This window comes from Streptomyces sp. NPDC002564, assembly GCF_042889645.1.
Classification (GTDB): Bacteria; Actinomycetota; Actinomycetes; order Streptomycetales; family Streptomycetaceae; genus Streptomyces.
On the sequence record NZ_JBIARE010000003.1, the window covers coordinates 666,817 to 686,330 of the forward strand.

Annotated in this window: 16 protein-coding genes; 2 read left to right on the top strand and 14 right to left on the bottom strand. The window is 72.5% G+C overall.

What is annotated here, in order from left to right; translation table 11 throughout:
- Positions 1–15 precede the first annotated feature (15 nt).
- The 3 genes from nadD to ACFYXE_RS14505 all read right to left on the bottom strand — a co-directional run bounded on the left by nadD (position 16) and on the right by ACFYXE_RS14505 (position 1,287).
- A complete protein-coding gene (gene nadD / locus ACFYXE_RS14495; RefSeq protein WP_055568631.1) occupies positions 16–654 on the bottom strand; it encodes a nicotinate-nucleotide adenylyltransferase in 639 nt (212 codons plus the stop codon).
- Between the two features lie 88 nt (positions 655–742).
- On the bottom strand, positions 743–907 hold the full coding sequence (locus ACFYXE_RS14500; protein WP_150184080.1) for a hypothetical protein: 165 nt from the start codon (positions 905–907) through the stop codon (positions 743–745).
- An 86-nt stretch (positions 908–993) separates the two neighbouring features.
- Positions 994–1,287: a hypothetical protein gene (locus tag ACFYXE_RS14505; RefSeq protein ID WP_361177704.1), complete on the bottom strand. Its 294-nt coding sequence runs from the start codon at positions 1,285–1,287 to the stop codon at positions 994–996.
- Positions 1,288–1,388: 101 nt separating this feature from the next.
- On the opposite strand from ACFYXE_RS14505, the gene ACFYXE_RS14510 reads away from it, so the two are divergent.
- Positions 1,389–2,498, top strand: coding sequence for a M48 family metallopeptidase (locus ACFYXE_RS14510; RefSeq protein WP_389312323.1), 1,110 nt, complete (start codon positions 1,389–1,391; stop codon positions 2,496–2,498).
- A 48-nt stretch (positions 2,499–2,546) separates the two neighbouring features.
- On the opposite strand, the gene ACFYXE_RS14515 is transcribed toward ACFYXE_RS14510, so the two are convergent.
- The 5 genes from ACFYXE_RS14515 to proB form a co-directional block, all read right to left on the bottom strand.
- Positions 2,547–3,614 carry a hypothetical protein gene (locus ACFYXE_RS14515; RefSeq protein ID WP_389312325.1) on the bottom strand — a complete coding sequence of 356 codons (1,068 nt, stop codon included), beginning with the start codon at positions 3,612–3,614 and terminating at the stop codon, positions 2,547–2,549.
- Between the two features lie 113 nt (positions 3,615–3,727).
- Positions 3,728–4,339 (bottom strand): hypothetical protein, encoded by a 612-nt coding sequence (locus tag ACFYXE_RS14520; RefSeq protein ID WP_389312327.1) that lies wholly within the window; start codon positions 4,337–4,339, stop codon positions 3,728–3,730.
- Between the two features lie 157 nt (positions 4,340–4,496).
- Positions 4,497–5,789 (bottom strand): glutamate-5-semialdehyde dehydrogenase, encoded by a 1,293-nt coding sequence (locus ACFYXE_RS14525; protein ID WP_361177683.1) that lies wholly within the window; start codon positions 5,787–5,789, stop codon positions 4,497–4,499.
- Between the two features lie 139 nt (positions 5,790–5,928).
- Complete coding sequence (locus tag ACFYXE_RS14530) at positions 5,929–6,408, bottom strand: hypothetical protein (protein ID WP_361177702.1); 480 nt, start codon at positions 6,406–6,408, stop codon at positions 5,929–5,931.
- 224 nt (positions 6,409–6,632) lie between these two features.
- Entirely contained in the window at positions 6,633–7,760 is a 1,128-nt protein-coding gene (gene proB / locus ACFYXE_RS14535) for a glutamate 5-kinase (protein WP_361177681.1), read from the bottom strand.
- Between the two features lie 285 nt (positions 7,761–8,045).
- Between proB and ACFYXE_RS14540 the strand changes: the two genes are divergently transcribed.
- A complete protein-coding gene (locus tag ACFYXE_RS14540; RefSeq protein WP_389312330.1) occupies positions 8,046–10,136 on the top strand; it encodes a hypothetical protein in 2,091 nt (696 codons plus the stop codon).
- 195 nt (positions 10,137–10,331) lie between these two features.
- Here ACFYXE_RS14540 and obgE read toward each other — a convergent pair whose 3' ends face one another.
- The 6 genes from obgE to ACFYXE_RS14570 all read right to left on the bottom strand — a co-directional run bounded on the left by obgE (position 10,332) and on the right by ACFYXE_RS14570 (position 19,397).
- Positions 10,332–11,771 (bottom strand): GTPase ObgE, encoded by a 1,440-nt coding sequence (gene obgE, locus ACFYXE_RS14545; protein WP_389312332.1) that lies wholly within the window; start codon positions 11,769–11,771, stop codon positions 10,332–10,334.
- 177 nt (positions 11,772–11,948) lie between these two features.
- Positions 11,949–12,206, bottom strand: coding sequence for a 50S ribosomal protein L27 (gene rpmA / locus ACFYXE_RS14550; protein WP_055555987.1), 258 nt, complete (start codon positions 12,204–12,206; stop codon positions 11,949–11,951).
- Between the two features lie 14 nt (positions 12,207–12,220).
- The gene (gene rplU / locus ACFYXE_RS14555) at positions 12,221–12,541 is read right to left on the bottom strand and encodes a 50S ribosomal protein L21 (protein WP_055566950.1); all 321 of its coding nucleotides are present in this window, start codon (positions 12,539–12,541) and stop codon (positions 12,221–12,223) included.
- Between the two features lie 186 nt (positions 12,542–12,727).
- The gene (locus tag ACFYXE_RS14560; RefSeq protein ID WP_389312335.1) at positions 12,728–14,041 is read right to left on the bottom strand and encodes a phospholipase D-like domain-containing protein; all 1,314 of its coding nucleotides are present in this window, start codon (positions 14,039–14,041) and stop codon (positions 12,728–12,730) included.
- Between the two features lie 276 nt (positions 14,042–14,317).
- Positions 14,318–18,364: an Rne/Rng family ribonuclease gene (locus tag ACFYXE_RS14565; RefSeq protein WP_389312337.1), complete on the bottom strand. Its 4,047-nt coding sequence runs from the start codon at positions 18,362–18,364 to the stop codon at positions 14,318–14,320.
- 232 nt (positions 18,365–18,596) lie between these two features.
- Complete coding sequence (locus ACFYXE_RS14570) at positions 18,597–19,397, bottom strand: TIGR03936 family radical SAM-associated protein (protein WP_361175674.1); 801 nt, start codon at positions 19,395–19,397, stop codon at positions 18,597–18,599.
- Positions 19,398–19,514: the final 117 nt, after the last annotated feature.

The window sequence follows — 19,514 nt, forward strand, 5'->3', positions numbered from 1 at the left end:
GGTGCCCCTCTCGGCTCATTCGCCGCGGTACAGCTCTCGCTTGTCGATATAACGCACCACGCCGTCGGGCACCAGGTACCAGACCGGGTCTCCCTTGGCGACCCGCGCCCGGCAGTCCGTGGACGAGATGGCCAGGGCCGGCACCTCCACCAGGGAGACACCGCCCTTGGGCAGTCCGGGGTCGGCCAGCGTGTGGCCCGGCCGGGTCACCCCGATGAAGTGCGCCAGCGAGAAGAGCTCTTCCGTGTCGCGCCAGGTGAGGATCTGGCCGAGGGCGTCGGCGCCCGTGATGAAGAAGAGGTCCGTGTCGGGGTTGAGGGCCCGCAGATCGCGCAGCGTGTCCGTGGTGTAGGTGGCTCCGCCGCGGTCGATGTCGATGCGGCTCACCGAGAACTGCGGGTTCTCCGCGGTCGCGATGACCGTCATCAGATAGCGGTCCTCGGCGGGTGACACCTGCTTGTCGCTCTTCTGCCACGGCTGGCCGGTCGGCACGAACACCACCTCGTCGAGGTGGAACTGCGCGGCGACCTCACTGGCCGCCACGAGGTGTCCGTGGTGGATCGGATCAAACGTTCCGCCCATGACGCCGAGGCGGCGCTTGCCGTTGCTCACCGGACCGGTCTCCGGACCGGTAGGCATGTCCTGCTCTCCCATGCGTGCAGACCCTACCGGCCCGGCGGACGGACCCTGTTTCAGCGGTCCCGTTCCGGTACTTCGGCCGTCCCGTCCGGGACGGTACGGCTCAGCGGTCCCGGTTGAAGCGGGTGGTGATCCACAGGAGCAGCAGGAGGACGACGAAGGCGCCGCCGCCGGTGAGGAGAGGGCTGAGGCTTTCGTGGTTGCCGCCGTGCTCGCCGCCCTCGGAGGCGAGAGTGACCAGCTGGGCGGCGTTGCTGTGGAGGCTCATCTCAGGCAGGACCTATCCGGAGGTGGGATGGACATAAAGACTTCCGTCCCATCGTAAGCGGGGGGCTCGTTCCGCCTTACGCCGACTCAGCCGTTGCGGTGGCCGGGGCCCTTGTCGGACGTACCGTCCGCGCTCTGCCCGTCGGCCGGGTCCGCCGCCTCACCGGGCGTGCGCGCCGGGCTCCGGTCCGGCGCGCTGTCGGCGCCGCGCACGGAGCCGCTGTCGCTGGTCCGGCGGTAACCCCGCAGGAGGAACCAGCCGACCAGTACGCATCCGACGACCATGACGATCAGCACGATCCGCAGCAGATTGCCCGGTCCCTGCTGCTCCGCGGCCTGCGCCGCCTCCGTGAGCCAGGCGGCCCCAGGACTGTGCTCCATGACGGAAGACTCCTTCTGTGTGCTGCCCTGTCACGGTATCTCCGCCTAGGCTGGGCCCCACCTCGGGGGCACGGGAGGACGAGACACATGGGGGATGCGGCATGACCGACGACCACCACCGCGGCGGGGACGGCGAGGGGTACGAGCGCGTGCCGAGCCGGCAGCGCAGGCGCTTTCCCGGCATCTCCTCGCGGGCCTACGAGCACCCGGCGGACCGCTCGGCCCTGGTGGCCCTGCGCAAGCTGAGCGGCTTCGACACGGTCTTCAAGGCGCTCAGCGGGCTGCTGCCCGAGCGGAGCCTGCGGCTGCTGTTCCTCTCGGACTCCGTGCGCGTGTCCGACGCACAGTTCGCGCACCTCAACACCATGCTGCGGGACGCCTGTTACATCCTGGACCTGGAGAAGGTCCCGCCGATGTACGTCAACCAGGACCCGGTGCCGAACGCGATGTGCATCGGCCTGGACGAGCCGATCATCGTCGTGACGACCGGCCTGGTCGAGCTGCTCGACGAGGAGGAGATGCGGACGGTCGTCGGCCATGAGGTGGGCCACGCCCTGTCCGGCCACTCCGTCTACCGCACGATCCTGCTGTTCCTCACGAATCTGGCGCTGAAGGTCGCGTGGATCCCGCTCGGCAATGTCGCGATCATGGCGATCGTGACGGCGCTGCGCGAGTGGTTCCGCAAGTCCGAGCTGTCGGCGGACCGGGCCGGGCTGCTCGTCGGCCAGGACCTGAAGGCCTCGATGCGGGGCCTGATGAAGCTGGCGGGCGGCAACCACCTACACGAGATGAACGTCGACGCGTTCCTGGCGCAGGCCGAGGAGTACGAGGCCGGGGGCGACCTGCGCGACTCCGTCCTGAAGATCCTCAACGTCCTGCCGCGCACGCACCCCTTCGCGACGGTGCGGGCCGCCGAGCTGAAGAAGTGGGCCGAGTCCCGCGACTTCCAGCGGATCATGGACGGGCACTACCCGCGCAGGGACGAGGACAAGGACACCTCGGTCTCGGACTCCTTCCGGCAGTCGGCCTCGGCGTACGCCGACGACGTCCGCAACAGCAAGGACCCGCTGATGAAGCTGGTCAGCGACATCGCGGGCGGCGCGGGCGACCTGGGCGGCAAGCTCCGCGGGAAGTTCACGGGGCAGGGCGGGGGCCCGGCGTCCGGCGGCACTCCCCCGGCCGACGGCACCCCGCCGACCGACCGGCCCTAGCGCGTACGAGGGTCGCGGCCCCCGGATCGCGCGGTGGCCCCGGCGGGGTCAGCGCGGCACGGCCGGGGGCCGGGCCGAGGTCGCCAGGGATCCGCAGAGCGCCGTCGCCTCGCCCGTCGCGTACGGGTCGGTGCCCGCCGGGCCGCCCGCCCTCGCCTTCTGTCCGGCGAGCAGCGGGCGCAGGTGGTTCGCCGTGTCGGCCGCGCAGGCGAGCGGGCCGGCCTGGGTGGCGGAGACGAGCACCTCGGCGCGGTGCATGCGCAGGTCGTCGCGGTCGAAGCGGAAGTGCAGCTCGCGGCGGACGGTGAACAGGGAGGCCTCGGCGCGGTCCTTGCCGGTGGGGCGCAGCGCGTACACGAAGGTGTGGTCCGAGGTCACTTCGAGGGTGTTCTTGTCGGCCTCGACCACCCGCAGTGTGCCGTCGGCCCGTACGTGCTGGTCGGCGAGCGCGGTCCGGGCCGGGTCGAAGCGCACCAGCCAGCCGGTGGCCGCGTGCCGCCCGTCGGCCGACGGGTGCAGGAAACTCTGGTCGAACTGGCCCAGTTGCTCCGGGTCGACCAGGATCCGCACCGAGCGCGCGGAGCCGCCGGTGAGCACGTCGGGGTCGAGCGAGGACTCGACGAGGTAGTCCTTGGCGGTGATGAGCGCGGCCATCACCTGGCTCTCCGAGAAGTGCGAAGTACGGCGTGCCGCGGGGATGTTGATGCCTTCGGCGCCGACCCGGAACTCGTCGGCCCGGCTGTGCGCGTAGAGGTCGGCGACGCTCTTCGAACCGGCGACGCGGCCGGTGGGCGCGAGCGGTATGACCGTCATGCGCAGCGGATCGGGGCGGTCGGCCACCGGCGGCCGGTACGGGGTGCGGAAGCCCATGTAGATCGCTGTGCCGAAGGCGACCGCGATCAGCACGGCGAGGATCACGAGCTGTCGGGACAGGGCCCGGTGGGGGCGGCGGCGCACCGCGCGGGTGTGGTCGTCCATGCGCTCGCGCGCGGATAACTCCTGGAGGCGGGCAGCACGAACGAACGACTCGTCGAAGACAACGGATCGGTACTCGTCCTCACCACCGCTCGGAGCGCCCTCGGGTGTCCCCGCCGGTGGGTCTCCTGGCCCGCCCATACCTTCAGAGTAGGTCTCCGGGCGGTCAGGTAAACGCCCTGGTACACGACAAGTTCTGAGAACGCCCCACGGGCGTGCGGGACGGCGGGGTACCTGGCGGGGCGGGGTGGCGCTCAGGGAGTGCGGGGCTCCGCGGGCACGGCGGACTGGCTGAACCCGGCCGGGACGGAGGGGCTGGGCGAGGCCTCCTTGTCGGCGCTCTGGCCGACCTCGGTGGAGGCGGGGGCGGGCACGTGGTCCTGGCGGCCCGAGGAGGCCCCCCGGTAGACGGCGGTGAAGGCGAGGGCGACCATGCCGATGCCCATCAGGAGGGCGAGCATCCACGCGATGGGCCGGTGCCAGCGGGCCTGGGCGGGGTGGCGGCCCGGGCGGCCGTACCTCCGGCCGGAGGTGTCGTGTTCGTAGGCGTCGTCGAGGTCGTCGTCGCGGCCGAACTCGCCGTCGTCGGGGCCGAAGCCGTCCTCGTAGAACTCGTCGTCCGCGGGGTCGCGGCCCACGCCGCGGGTGCGGGCCCGGCGGGCCTCGGCCTCGGAGGCCTCGGCGCGCGCCTGGGCGGCGGCCAACAGCCGCTCCACGGCGGTCGGTTCATGGATCTCCGCGGCTCGCACGAAGTCCTCGTCGAAGACCACGGAGGCGAACTCTTCGTCCGCACCCCCGTGGTCGCGGTCGTCGTCGGGCTCCCAGCCGTCAGGGAAAGACGGCGTGCCCCCCACGTCCTCCGGCACCTCTCCAGCGTAGCCCTGGACGGGGCAATTTGGGCAGACGGTAAGGGAATTCGGCGCATGTGACCCGCGGCGGCCGCGCGCCCCGCGGGGGCGCCCACCGGCGGGAACCCCCGCCGACCTGCGGTTGCTTCCGTCATATGCCCGCACCCGGGGCGCGTCAGCGAATGTGGCCGTCGCCCGTCACGATGTACTTGGTCGAGGTGAGCTCGGGCAGACCCATCGGGCCGCGGGCGTGCAGCTTCTGGGTGGAGATGCCGATCTCGGCGCCGAAGCCGAACTGACCGCCGTCGGTGAAGCGGGTCGAGGCGTTCACCGCGACCGTCGTGGAGTCGACGAGCTGGGTGAAGCGGCGGGCGGCCCGCTGCGAGGTGGTGACGATGGCCTCGGTGTGCCCGGAGGTCCACAGCCGGATGTGCTCGACGGCCTGCTCCAGGGTGTCGACGACGGCGGCGGCGATGTCGTACGAGAGGTACTCGGTCTCCCAGTCCTCGGTCGTCGCGGGCACCACGGTGGCCTTGGAGTCGTCCGCGTAGGCGAGCACGCGCTCGTCGGCGTGCACGGTCACCCCGGCCTCCGCGAGGGCGTCCAGGGCGCGCGGCAGGAACGCGTCGGCGATGTCGCGGTGCACGAGCAGCGTCTCGGCGGCGTTGCAGACGCTGGGGCGCTGAGCCTTGGAGTTGACGAGGATGTCGACGGCCATGTCGAGGTCGGCGTCGGCGTCCACGTACACGTGGCAGTTGCCGGTGCCGGTCTCGATGACCGGGACGGTGGACTCCTCGACGACGGTCCTGATCAGCGAGGCGCCGCCGCGCGGGATGAGCACGTCGACGAGGCCGCGGGCGCGCATCAGCTCGCGGACGGAGTCGCGGTTCTCGCCGGGGACGAGCTGGACGGCGTCGGCGGGCAGGCCGGCGCCGTGCACCGCGTCGCGCAGCACCCGTACGAGGGCGGTGTTCGAGGCGTACGCCGAGGACGAGCCGCGCAGCAGCACGGCGTTGCCGGACTTCAGGCAGAGGGCGGCGGCGTCCACCGTGACGTTGGGGCGGGCCTCGTAGATGATGCCGACCACGCCGAGCGGGACGCGGACCTGGCGCAGGTCGATGCCGTTGGGCAGGGTCGAGCCGCGGACGACCTCGCCGACGGGGTCGGGCAGGGCGGCCACGTCGCGCACGTCGGCGGCGATGGCGCGGACCCGCTCGGGGGTGAGGGTCAGCCGGTCCACGATGCCCTCGTCGGTCCCGGCCTCGCGGGCGCGCGCGATGTCCTTGCCGTTGGCCTCGACGATCTCGGCGGTCCGCACCTCGAGCGCGTCGGCGATGGCGAGCAGCGCGTCGTCCTTGGCGGCGCGCGGCAGCGGGCCGAGCGTGGCGGCGGCGCCGCGGGCGCGGTAGGCGGCCTGGGCGACCGGCGAGAGGTTGTCGTAGGGCGAGACGGGAGAGAGCGACGTCATGCCCGCAGGGTAATCCCCGCGCGGGGAGCGTCCAGCCGGTGTTCCAGTACCCGAGACCGGGCCCGGGGGCCCCGCGGGGCCGGGTCCGGGGTGCGTGCGGGACCCGGCCGGGCGCGGAACGTCCGCCGGGGACTTCGGCTCAAAACGGGTGGACGCCCACCGGGGTGGCTGGTAGCGGACCGTAACCTTCCGCGATCCGTTGGTGATACGTGTCGCGGCCGATCACTTCGAGGCCCACGATCTCCCAGGCGGGCAGTTGCGCGCTCTGGCGGTGCTCGCCCCACAGGCGCAGCGCGACCGCGGCCGCGTCGTGCAGGTCGCGGGCCTCTTCCCAGTAGCGGATCTCCGCGTGGTCCGGCGCGTACCGGCTGGTGAGCAGGAAGGGGTGGTCGTGGGCGAGCTGTTCGAGGCCGCGTCTGACCTCGTCCAGCGGGGCCTCGGCGCCCGAGACGCTCAGCGTGACGTGCCACAGACGGGGCGCCTCCACCGTCTCGCCCTCCCGGCTCTCTCCCGTGTCGCCCTCGCGCGCCCGGTGCGCTTCGCCCTCGTACGTCGCACCTGCGGCGACGCTCGTCAGCGCCCGCCCGGCCGAGCCGCGGGACGCCGCCCCTGGACGCACTCGTCTCACGACGGCCTCCTTTACGCAATGGTGGTGCGGTACGCAACGGTCGTGCAGAACTGTCTTCAACAAAGTTGAGCAGGACTGACGGGTCCGCGGGGCGGTTTTGGGGAGTTTCACCTCCCACGGGCCGCTCCGCGGGCGCCGTTCGCGACGGTTTTCGGCCGGGGCGGACGAGACGCGTGGGACGGGTGGTCCGACGCGACCTGCGGCTTTTGTGACGGCTATCCGTGCAGCAGCACGAGGTCGTCGCGGTGCACGACCTCCCGCTCGTACGCAGGTCCGAGTTCCCGCGCGAGGTCGCGCGTGGAGCGGCCGATGAGCTGCGGGATCTCCTTGGCGTCGAAGTTCACCAGGCCGCGGGCGACCGCCCGGCCCGCCGCGTCCCGCAGCTCGACCGGGTCGCCCGCGGCGAAGTCGCCCTCGACGCCCGCGATGCCCGCGGGCAGCAGCGACTTGCGTCCCTCGACCACCGCGCGCACCGCGCCCTCGTCCAGGGCGAGCGCGCCGCGCGGCTCCGAGGCGTGCTGCAGCCACAGGAGGCGGTCGGCGGAGCGGCGGCCGGTGCGGTGGAAGTACGTGCCGGTGGCGCGGCCCGCGAGGGCGTCCCCGGCCTGGCTCGCGGAGGTCAGGACGACGGGGATGCCCGCGGCCGCGGCGATCCGTGCCGCCTCGACCTTGGTGACCATGCCGCCGGTGCCCACGCCCGCCTTCCCCGCGCTGCCGATCTCGACGTGCGCCATGTCGGCGGGGCCCCTGACCTCGTCCAGGCGCGCGGAGCCCGGCTTCGCGGGGTCGCCGTCGTAGAGGCCGTCGACGTCGGAGAGCAGGACGAGCAGGTCGGCGTGGACGAGGTGGGCGACCAGGGCGGCGAGCCGGTCGTTGTCGCCGAAGCGGATCTCGTCGGTGGCCACGGTGTCGTTCTCGTTCACGACGGGCAGCGCGCCCATGGCGAGCAGCTGGTCCAGGGTGCGCGAGGCGTTGCGGTGGTGGGCCCTGCGGGCCATGTCGTCGGAGGTGAGGAGCACCTGGCCCACCCGTACGCCGTAGCGCGCGAAGGACGCGGTGTAGCGGGCCACGAGCAGGCCCTGGCCGACGCTGGCCGCGGCCTGCTGGCGGGCGAGGTCCTTGGGGCGGCGCACCAGGCCCAGCGGGGCGAGTCCGGCGGCGATGGCGCCGGAGGACACGAGCACGATCTCGCGCCGGCCGCCGTCGCGGCTCTTGGCGAGCACGTCGACGAGGGCGTCAACGCGGTCGGCGTCCAGGCCCCCCGATGCGGTGGTCAGGGATGACGACCCGACCTTGACGACGACCCGCCGGGCCTCTGCCACTGACTGCCTTGCCGCTGCCACGCTCTTCCCCAAATGCTCCCGATGCCCCGGAACCGCGGTTCCCGGACCTGCAATCTACGTGAGCGGCGGGGCCCGGCGCCTGCGCGTTCCGAGGGGCGGACCGGGCCGGGCGCGGGACACGCGCATCGCGGTCAGAGGCAGAAAAGACCCTCTCGGTTCAGTCCCTTTGCCCCTTTATCCGGTGATTGATGTCACGGAAGATTGCTAGGGAGCCACTGCGCGTCATACGGTCAGTGGTCGACTTCCCCCCGATCCCTCCTTCTTCCCCGCCAGGAGCCCAAGCCCGTGCCCTCTGCCGGACTCGCCCCCCGACGCATCGTGCAGCTGACAGCGCTGTTCGCGATGTTCGCGCTCTTCACGGCCCAGCTGGTGAGCGCGCTGATTCCCTACGTCCCGGTGTTCATCGCCGCGGCCGCGGCGAACCTCGCGCTCGACATCTATCTGCAGTACAAGCAGCCGGGACTTCTCTCCCTCCTTGGCAAGATCCGCTTCGACGTCACGGTCCGCCAGCTGCTGCGCGACATGCTGATCCTGGTCGGCCTGCTGCGCATCGACGGCATCGAGCCGCTGGCCGAGCAGTCGCCGCTGACGATCGCGCTGCTCGCCTTCTACGTCCTGCACTTCTGCTGCCAGGCCGTCGCCGTGCTGGTGCGCCGCACCCGCTCGCTGCCGATCGTCACGCGCAACATCGACTCCTCGAAGCTGCACCTGACGGCCGCCCCGCCGCGGATCCTCTCCCGCCGCCAGGCCCACCGCCTGCTCACCTTCTCGGTGCCGACGACCGTCGGCCTGCTGGTCACCGCGGCGACCACCGACGCGTACTGGGGCGGCATCGGGCTCGCCGTCTCCCTCACGCTGATCGGCGCCGGCGCGCTCTACCTCGCCACCTGGCTGCTGCCGAAGAAGCGGGCGAAGAACGACGAGAAGGTCATGGAGTGGCTGGACGCGTGGCTCGCCGACTACAAGCCGACCGTCGCCATGTACTTCTCCGGCGGCACCACGTCCGCCTACCAGGCGAACATGTGGCTCTCCACCCTCGCCGACCTGGACGGCAAGCCGCTGATCGTGCTGCGTGAGCGGTTCATGGTGCAGAAGATCGACGCGACCGACGTCCCGATCATCTGCTTCCCGAAGGTCGCCACGATGTTCTCCCTGGAGACGTCGACGCTGAAGATGATGCTGCACCCGGCGAACGCCGCGAAGACCTCGCAGGTGCTGCGCATCCCCACGATCAAGCACGCCTTCATCAACCACGGCGAGAGCGACAAGCTCTCCTCCTGCAACCCCTACGCCAAGGCGTACGACGAGGTGTGGGTGGCCGGACCCGCGGCCCGCGACCGCTACCAGCTCGCGGACATCGGCGTGGAGGACAAGGACGTGGTCGAGGTCGGCCGTCCGCAGCTGTCCCCGATCCGCCCGTACTCCGGCGCCCCCACCGGCGCGTACACCACCGTCCTGTACGCCCCCACCTGGGAGGGCTGGGACGGCAACCCCGGCAACACCTCGGTGGTCCTGGCCGGCGAGAACATCGTCCGTGAGCTGCTCGCCGACCCGACCGTGCGCCTGCTCTACAAGCCGCACCCGATGACCGGCTCGCAGGACCCGCGCGCGGGCGCCGCCAACGAGCGGATCAAGGCGATGATCCTCGCGGCCAACACCAAGCGCTCCGGCGCGCGCCCCGGCGCGGAGGCCGCGGCCGAGCTGACCGCCCGCACGGCGGAGCTCGACCGGCTGACCGCCCGCACGTTCCGCAAGAGCGCGGACGAGCAGGAGCGGATGATGCTCCAGGGCGCCCCCGAGGGCGGCCAGGCGGCGGCGGTGGCCGCGGCGACGGCCGCCTGGGAGACGGCGTTCTGGGCGTCCTTCCCCGAGTGGGAGCACCAGATCGTCACCGCCGCGCGCCCGGCGATCTTCGCCTGCTTCAACCAGGCGGACCTGCTCATCAGCGACGTCTCCTCGGTCGTCTCCGACTGGCTGAGCAGCGAGAAGCCGTACGCGGTCGCCAACACCGCGGGCATGTCCGAGGCGGAGTTCCGCGCGAGCTTCCCGACGGCGTCGGCGGCGACGATCCTCACGCCCGAGGCGGACGGCCTGGCGGGCCTCCTGAAGGCCGTACGCGCCCCGGAGCTCGACACCCACGGCGAGGCCCGTGCGGAGCTCAAGGAGCACCTCCTGGGCCCCTCCGACCCGCCGTCCCTGGCCCGCTTCAACGCCGCCGCGCTCGCCCTGTCCGCCCAGGCCGACGCCCGCCGCGCCCGCATGGACCAGCGCGTCGACGCGGAGATCCCCGGCCAGCGCATCGCCGAGGAAGCGGCCGAGGAGATGGAGCAGGACCCGAACGAGCAGAACGGCGCGGAGGACGCGGTCACCGCGTAACACGGCGCACGCAGGAGAAGGGCCCCGGAGCATCCGCTCCGGGGCCCTTCTCGTTATCCCGTTATCCCGTTGGCCCGCCGTCCCGTCATCCCCTGCTCGGAGAGGGTGGGCACGGCCCCCGCTGCCGGGCACCGGACCAGGAGGCGCCCACCGGACCAGGAGGCGCCCACCGGGACCGGTCCGGGGCGCCCCCGCCTAGAACGGCTCGAAGTCGTCGTAGGCCTGCTGTGCCTCGTCCCGCTCCGCCTCGCGGTCCCTGCGGCGCTGCGCGGCCGGCCGCGGTGCCTCCAGGCGGTGGTCCTCGCCACGCCGCCCGAGCATCTCCGCGCCCGCCATCATCGTGGGCTCCCAGTCGAAGACGACCGCGTTCTCCTCGGGGCCGATGGCGACGCCGTCGCCGCTGCGGGCGCCCGCCTTCATCAGCTCGTCCTCGACGCCGAGGCGGTTGAGCCGGTCCGCGAGGTAGCCGACGGCCTCGTCGTTGTTGAAGTCGGTCTGGCGCACCCAGCGCTCCGGCTTCTCGCCGCGCACGCGGTAGATGCCGTCCTCCTCGCGCTTGACCGTGAAGCCGGAGTCGTCGACGGCCTTGGGGCGGATGACGATGCGGGTCGCCTCCTCCTTCGGCTTGGCGGCACGCGCCTGCCCGACCAGCTCGGCCAGGGCGAAGGAGAGCTCCTTGAGGCCCTTGTGCGCGACGGCCGACACCTCGAAGACGCGGTAGCCGCGCTCCTCCAGGTCGGGCCGGACCAGGTCGGCCAGGTCCTGACCGTCCGGTACGTCGATCTTGTTCAGGACGACCAGGCGGGGGCGGTTCTCCAGGCCCGCGCCGTACTCCCGCAGCTCGGCCTCGATGACGTCGAGGTCGGAGACGGGGTCGCGGTCGGACTCCAGGGTCGCCGTGTCCAGGACGTGCACCAGGACGCTGCACCGCTCGACGTGGCGCAGGAACTCCAGGCCGAGGCCGCGGCCCTGGCTGGCGCCGGGGATCAGGCCGGGCACGTCGGCGACCGTGTAGACGGTCGATCCCGCCGTCACCACGCCCAGGTTGGGGACGAGGGTGGTGAAGGGGTAGTCCGCGATCTTCGGCTTCGCCGCGCTCAGCACGGAGATCAGCGAGGACTTGCCCGCGCTCGGGTAGCCCACCAGGGCCACGTCGGCGACGGTCTTGAGCTCCAGGACGACGTCCCGCTCCTCGCCCGGCACGCCGAGCAGCGCGAAGCCGGGGGCCTTGCGCCGGGCGGAGGCGAGCGCCGCGTTGCCGAGGCCGCCGCGGCCGCCCTGGCCCGCGACGAAGGTGGTGCCCTGGCCGACCAGGTCGGCGAGGACGTTCCCCTCCTTGTCGAGGACGACCGTGCCGTCCGGGACGGGCAGGACCAGGTCCTGGCCGTCCTTGCCGGAGCGGTTGTCGCCGGCGCCGGGCTGGCCGTTGGTGGCCTTGCGGTGCGGGCTGTGGTGGTAGTCGAGGAGCGTCGTGACGTCCTGGTCGACGACCAGGATCACGTCGCCGCCACGGCCGCCGTTGCCGCCGTCCGGGCCGCCGAGCGGCTTGAACTTCTCACGGTGGACGGAGGCACAGCCGTGGCCCCCGTTACCCGCGGCGGCGTGCAGCTCCACGCGGTCCACGAAGGTGGTCATGGTTCGGTGCCTCCTGGGGGTCCCCCCACGCCGTCAGGGCAGAGGGGGCATACGGAAATGTCTTACGTCTAACACGCGAAAGGCGGACCCGCTTCCCGGTGACCGGGAAGCGAGGTCCGCCCTCGCAGAACTCGCAGAACTCGCTCGACGAGCGCCTAGTCGGTCAGAACGACGGACTCAGACGGCGACCGGAACGATGTTCACGACCTTGCGGCCACGGTGGGTGCCGAACTCCACCGCACCCGCGTCCAGCGCGAACAGGGTGTCGTCCTTGCCGCGGCCGACGCCCGAGCCCGGGTGGAAGTGGGTACCGCGCTGGCGGACCAGGATCTCACCGGCGTTGACGACCTGACCGCCGAAGCGCTTCACGCCGAGCCGCTGAGCATTGGAATCGCGCCCGTTCCGAGTGGACGATGCGCCCTTCTTGTGTGCCATCTTGTCTCAGTCCCTTACTTCGCAGCCGTGGGGATACCGGTGATCTTGATCGCCGTGTACTGCTGACGGTGACCCTGACGACGGCGGTAGCCGGTCTTGTTCTTGTAGCGAAGGATGTCGATCTTCGCGCCCTTGTGGTGGTCCACGACCTCGGCCTGGACCTTGATGCCGGCAAGCACCCACGGGTCGCTGGTCACGGCGTCGCCGTCGACAACGAGCAGGGTCGAGAGCTCGACCGTGTCGCCAACCTTGGCAGTGGAAATCTTGTCAACCTCAACGATGTCGTCGACAGCAACCTTGTGCTGGCGACCACCGCTGCGCACGATGGCGTACACGCGGATCTCTCTCTCGCTCGGAACGGGACCCTCGCAGTCCAGCCACCGCAAGAAGCGAGCGGCCTCTCTCATGGCGCAGGCCACGGGAGGAAGAAGGTTTACGAGGGGCGGACGTGCATAGGAACACGCCGACGGTCAAGGTTACGGGGCCGGTCCTGGCGGGTCAAACCGGCCCCGCTCCCCCGCTCACGTGGTCGGCTTCTCGCCGTCCGGCGGCAGCGGCTTGACGCCCTTGCACAGGTCCGTCTTGTCGGCGCTGCCCGGCCAGGCCACCGCGCGCGTGCGGTCGAAGTGCGAGCGGTAGGTGTCGTGCACCGAGTCGTCGTCGATCTTGACGATCGCCTCGTCGTTCTCGCGCAGCGCGGGCGCCGTGTAGTTCTGCGAGCCGGTGAAGGAGACCTTGTTCCGCTTGCCGTCGTACATGCCGTCCACGAGCAGGTACTTCGAGTGGATGATGAAGGGCGTCGTCAGCCGGGTGCCGGGGTTCAGCGGGTCCCGGTCGTCGTTGTAGCAGCGCACGCTCGGGCCGCCCGACTTGTGGAGCTGCTCCCAGGTGCCCGGGGTGCCGCCCTGGCTCTTGGCGCTGTCGGTCTCCGCGTACAGGATGCTCACCGAGCAGCCCGCCTTCTTCAGCGAGACCAGCTTGTCGGCGATCTGCTGCCGGGTGATCTTGAATATCGCGGCGCGGACCTTGGTGTGCTGCGTGACGCCCGCGGTGTCCTTGTACGTGCACTTCACGTTGTTCAGGACCGAGTACATGGTGTCGGTCTCGTTGACCGTGCCGTTGCGCGGGAAGAAGTACGCCTTGTAGCGGCCGCTGCTGACCGTGCGGTAGTCCCAGTCCGCCCAGCGCTTGCCGAGCATGTCGGTGAAGTACTCCGCGTACGCGTCGTACATCGCGGGGTTGTCCGGGAGCAGCAGCGCGTCGTTGTAGAACTTCGTGTGCGCCGACGGCGTCGAGTTCGACGTGGTCTGCACGACGACGTCCCTGGCGCCCTGGACCTGGGAGAACAGCCAGAACTTGTTGTGCATGATCGACTTGCCGTACCGCGGGTTGCCCAGACAGGACTTGCCGGTGGGGCAGAGCGTCACGAAGGACGACCTCGCCGTGTTCGTGCCGAGCGCCGCCTTGAGCATGCTGTACGAGGTGTTCGTCGGGCGGTCGCTCCTGCTGGTCTCGTCGAGCAGGATCTGCACGTGCACGCCGCGGGCCTTGGCGGCGACGAGCGCGTCGACCACCGAGGCCTCCCACACGTGGTAGACCGCGACCTTGATCGTCGAGCCGCGCACCGCGGAGTTCGTCAGCTCGATCAGCCGGGCCCGGACCGCGTACTGCTCGTCGACGGACCCCTTCGGGTCGTTGAAGATCGGCCCCTCGGTCCAGGTCGGGGCCACCTCCGCGTGGGCCGTGCCCACGGCCCCCGCGGCCTGCAGGCCCGCCGCGGACAGGACCGTGGCGAACGCCACCGCCTGGCGGCCGCCCTTGACCGGTTTCACCACACGGTGTCGTCCCGTGCCCCTCAGGCGCCCGTGCGCCATGTCTCATCCCTCCCCTGACGCACGCACACCGTCTCCCCAAACGGGCGCACACGTCCGCGTTCACTCATCAGATCTGTTCACTCATCAGACCGCACGAGTTTTACAGGTGTCCCTCCGGCGCTCCAAGGGGGCCCCGCCGACTTCACGCTTTCGGGCCGCGCGACCGCCGAATGCCGGACACGACCGTGCCCCCTGTCCGGCGGAAACGCCGGACAGGGGGCACGGGTGTGCGAAGGGTCAGCCTTCGCTGGACGCGCCGGCGGAGACACCGGACGGCGTCTGCTCCGCCGCCGCGGTCTTCTTCGCCGTCGTCTTCGACGCCTTCTTGGCCGTCGTCTTCTTGGCGGCCGTCTTCTTGGCCGCGGTCTTCTTGGTGGCGGCCTTCTTGGCCGTCGCCTTCTTGGCGGTCTTGCGCGCCGTCTTCTTGGCCGGAGCGGCCTCCTCGGCCGGGGCCTCGGTCACCGCCTCGGCCGTCTCGACGGGCTTCTCGGCCGCCGGGACGACCATGACGGCCGTCTCCTCGGACGCGGTCGGCGCGGTCGCCTTGCGCACCGCACGACGGCGCGCACGCGGGGGCGCGGCGTCGGCGACGGGCGCCTCGGCGACCGGCTCGGCGACGGGCTCCGCCTTGGGCGCCTCGGCCACGACCACCTCGGCGGCCTCGGGCTCGGCGCCCTGGGCGGCCTTCGGCGACCCCGCGGGCGACGTCGCCTTGCGGACCGCACGGCGGCGCGTACGCCCCTTGGGCGCGGCGTCCTCCGCCGGGGCGGCGGCGTCCTCCGCGGGCGCGGTCTGCGCCGCCTCGACGGCCTCGGGGCTGCCCACGACCGGGTCCTCGGCCGCGGGGGCCGCGGTGCGCGCGACGTCGGACTCGACGACCGGCACCTCCGCCTCGCGGGCCTCGGACTTCGCCTTGGCCGCCTTCTCGGCGGACTTGGCCTTGCGGCCGGACTTCTTCGCCTTGGGGGCGTCCGCCTTCGGCGACTCCGGCTGCGGAGCCTCCTCCTGCGGGGCCTCCGGAGCGACCTCGGCGCGCGGGGCACCGGCCGGGGCCGACGCCCGCCGGGTCGCACGGCGCCGCGAGCGTCCGCCGCGGTGGGCGGCCGCCTCGGCCTCGGCCGCGCTGCTGTACAGCTCCTCGTCCGGGACGAAGTCGGGCTCGGGCAGCGCCACCGGGGCGGCCACCTCGGCGGCGACCTCGGCCGCGGTCTCGGTGTCGGGCTCCGCGGAGCCGTCCGCCGTCTCCGTCTCGTGCGTGTGCTCGTGACCGTGGTCCTGGTGGTCCGAGCCGCCCCGGCCGCGCTTCTTGCGCTTGCCGCCGCCACCGGCGGAGGTGGGCTGCTCCATGTGCACGATCACACCGCGGCCGTTGCAGTGGACGCAGGTCTCGGAGAAGGACTCCAGGAGGCCCTGGCCGACGCGCTTGCGGGTCATCTGGACCAGGCCCAGCGAGGTGACCTCGGCGACCTGGTGCTTCGTGCGGTCCCGCCCGAGGCATTCGAGCAGGCGCCGCAGGACCAGGTCCCGGTTGGACTCCAGGACCATGTCGATGAAGTCGATGACGACGATGCCGCCGAGGTCCCGCAGGCGCAGCTGGCGCACGATCTCCTCGGCCGCTTCGAGGTTGTTCCTCGTCACGGTCTCTTCGAGGTTGCCGCCCTGCCCGGTGAACTTGCCGGTGTTGACGTCGACGACGATCATCGCCTCGGTCTTGTCGATCACCAGCGAGCCGCCGCTGGGCAGCCAGACCTTGCGGTCCAGCGCCTTGGCGAGCTGCTCGTCGATCCGGTACGTCGCGAAGACGTCGACCTCGGACGTCCACTTGGACAGGCGGTCCGCCAGGTCCGGGGCGACGTGCGAGACGTAGCCGTGGATGGTGTCCCACGCGTCGTCGCCGCTGACGATGACCTTGGAGAAGTCCTCGTTGAAGATGTCGCGCACGACGCGGACGGTCATGTCCGGCTCGCCGTACAGCAGGCTCGGCGAGCTCGTCGAGGCCGCCTTCGCCTTCTTCTGGATGTCCTCCCACTGCTGCTGCAGCCGCTCGACGTCGCGGCGCAGCTCGTCCTCGCTCGCGCCCTCGGCGGCGGTGCGCACGATGACGCCCGCGTCCTCGGGGACGATCTTCTTGAGGATGGTCTTCAGACGCGCGCGCTCGGTGTCGGGCAGCTTGCGGCTGATGCCGGTCATCGAGCCCTCGGGCACGTAGACCAGGTAGCGGCCGGGCAGCGAGACCTGGCTGGTCAGGCGGGCGCCCTTGTGGCCGATCGGGTCCTTGGTGACCTGCACGAGGACCGACTGGCCGGACTTCAGGGCGGACTCGATGCGCCGGGGCCCGTTGGCCATGCCGAGCGCCTCGAAGTTGACCTCACCGGCGTACAGCACGGCGTTGCGGCCCTTGCCGATGTCGATGAAGGCGGCCTCCATGGACGGCAGCACGTTCTGGACCTTGCCCAGGTAGACGTTGCCGACGTACGAGGTGGCCTGCTCCTTGTTGACGTAGTGCTCCACGAGCACGTTGTCCTCGAGGACGCCGATCTGGGTGCGCTCGCCGTTCTGGCGGACGACCATCACGCGCTCGACGGCCTCGCGGCGGGCCAGGAACTCGGCCTCGGTGATGATCGGCACCCGGCGACGGCCCTGCTCGCGGCCCTCGCGGCGGCGCTGCTTCTTGGCCTCCAGGCGGGTCGAGCCCTTGATGGACTGGACCTCGTCGGCGCCGGTGCCGGGCTCGCGCTCCGCATCCTTCCCACGCCGTTCCCTCGGCTCACGGACCTTGACGACGGTCCGCTCCGGGTCGCCGTCGGTCGCCTCGCCCTCGCCGGAGTCACCGGCGCGGCGGCGACGGCGACGGCGGCGACGGCTGCTGCTGGAGCCCGAGCCGCCCGACTCCGCGGCCGACTCGTCGGCGTCGTCCCCGTCCTGCTCGGCGGAGTCCGCCGCGTCGGAGGCATCCCCGTCCGCTACGTCCGCGGCGTCGGAGGCGTCCTCGGACTCGCCCGACGCGTCGTTCTGGTCGTTGTCCTGGTCGGCGGCGTCACCGCGGCGACGGCGGCGGCCACCGCGACGGCGACGGCGGCCCTGGCGCTCGCCGGACTCCTCCGTGTCGTCGTCGGAGCCGTCCTGATCGGCGGCGTCGGCGGCGTCGGCGGTGTCCTCGGACTGCGCGGCCGGGTCGTCGGCGGGCTCGGCGGCCTCGGCCGCGACCGGCTCGCGCTCCTCGGCGGCGGGCTGCTCGTCCGCGGCGCGACGGCGGCGGCGACGGCGCGGCGTCTGCTCCTCCTCGGCCGCGGCGGGCGCGGGCGCGGCGGACTCCTCGGCGGCCTCGGCGGCGGCAGCCGCGGCGGCGCGCTCGGGGGTCTGGAACATCGGCTCGGCGAACACCGGGGCCTGGAAGACGGCGACGGCGGGACGGGGCTTGCGGCCGCCGTTCTCACCGGAGTCGTCGGCCTGCTGCGCCTTGCGGGCCTTCTGCGCGGACGGCGCGGAGAACCCGGTGGCGGCGGTCTTGCGGGTGGCGCGACGGCGGCCGCGGCCACGGGGGGCGTCGTCGTCGGACGCCTCGACGGGGGCCTGCTCGGCCTGCGCCTTCTCGGCGGGGGCCTGCTCGGCGGCCTTCGGCTGCTCGGCGGCCTTCGGCTGGTCGGCGAGCTTCGCGGCGACCTCCTGCTCGGCGGCCCTGGGCTCACCGGCGGGCGCGGAGGCGCCGCGGACGGCACGGCGGCGGGTGCGGCGCGGCGCGGCCTCGTCGGCGGCCGGCTCGGCCTCGGTCTTCGCGGAGGCCTCGGCGGTGGCGGGCGCCTCCTCGGCGGTGGCCTGGGGCGCACCGGCGGGGGCGGAGGCGCGCCGGGTGGCACGGCGGCGGCGCGGCGCGGGGGCGGCCTCCTCGGCCTCCTCCACGGCGGCCTGCGGGGCCTGCTCGGCGGGCGCGGGGGCCTCGGCGGCGGGCTCGGTCACCTCGGCGGCCTGCGGCGCGCCGGCGGGGGCGGAGGCGCGTCGGGTGGCGCGGCGGCGGCGCGGGGCCGGGGCGGCCTCGGGCTCCGGCTCGGCGACCGGCGCGGCGGCCTCGACCGTCTCCTCGGCCTCCTCGGCCTCGGCAGCCTCGATGCCCTCGGGCTCTTCCTCGGCGGCGGGGGTGGCCGGTATGGCCGGAGCCGCGGTCGCGGCGGCGCCCGTCGGGGGGCCCGCCGGGCGCGACGCCGCACGGCGCCTGCGGCGCGGCGGCAGGGTGTCGCTGGGGGTGTTGTTGTCCGAGCCCTCGGTGGGTTCGTTCGGCTCAAGCATGCGGGCGGTTCTCCCGTCACGCTCCCGGGCGCCGCGCCGTCCGGTGATGTCCGCGGCTCGCGCTTGGTGCGCGGGGCCGCCATCCGGGGGCGTGGGCGCCGCACGGGAGCTCTATGTCTTGTCTCGCCGGTTCCGTACGCCCATGTGCGGACGGCCTGGCGAAAGTCTCGGTCAGTGCGCTGCCCGACCCAGGTGGCTCCCGAGTACGAGGGCGGCGCGGTGACGTACGTCCTTAGCGGAGGCCTTCCGGCGCAGGCGCCTTCGCGGCGGCAGGTACGGCGGCCGCGGGTGATGCGGCCGTGTCTGCCTCGCGGTCGGGCGCGAGCGGGTCGGTCACCGTGCCGGTCTCTTCATCGAAAAGCCCCTGCGCCAGCCTGGTCACCGCTGCGGGGACCGGCGGCGCCAGGTCGGCCACAGCTCGGAGACCGGACAGGACGTCGTCAGGTCGTACGGCAGGTGTCACGTGCCGAACAACCAGCCGCAGTATCGCACAGGGCTTGTCGGTCGGCCTATCAGTGTCGTGAGCTGTCGGTTCTCCGTCGGCGACGGGGGCGAGGCTCACGACGGCCTCGCGGGCGTCGAAGGTCCGCATGCCGTTCTTGGTGCGGCGCTGGACCTCGACCTTCTCGGCGGCCGTGAACAGCTCGGCGGCGCGCCGCGCCTCCTCGGTGGCCACGCCGTCCAGGCGCAGTTCCCAGACGGAGGCGGTCAGCCGGTCGGCGAGTCCCGAGGTGCGGGACTCGACGGCGTCGACGATGTCCAGGCCGGTCGGCATCGACTCGTCGAGGAGCTCACGGAGCTTCTCGGGGTCGCGCGGCGCGGTGAGCGCGATCTCCAGGTACTCGGCCTCGCTGCCCGTGCCGGTGGGTGCGGCATTGGCGTAGGACACCTTCGGGTGCGGGGTGAACCCTGCCGAGTACGCCATGGGCACCTCGGCGCGGCGCAGCGCCCGCTCGAAGGCGCGCTGGAAGTCACGGTGGCTGGTGAACCGGAGGCGGCCGCGCTTGGTGTAGCGCAGTCGGATGCGCTGCACCGCGGGTGCGGGCGGCGGGCCTACGGGCTGTCGCTTGCCCAGTGGAACTTCTCCTTGTGTGCGGTCCGGGAACGCCCCGCGTGTCGGCGGGGAGCAGTTCGGGGACGTCTCGCGGCG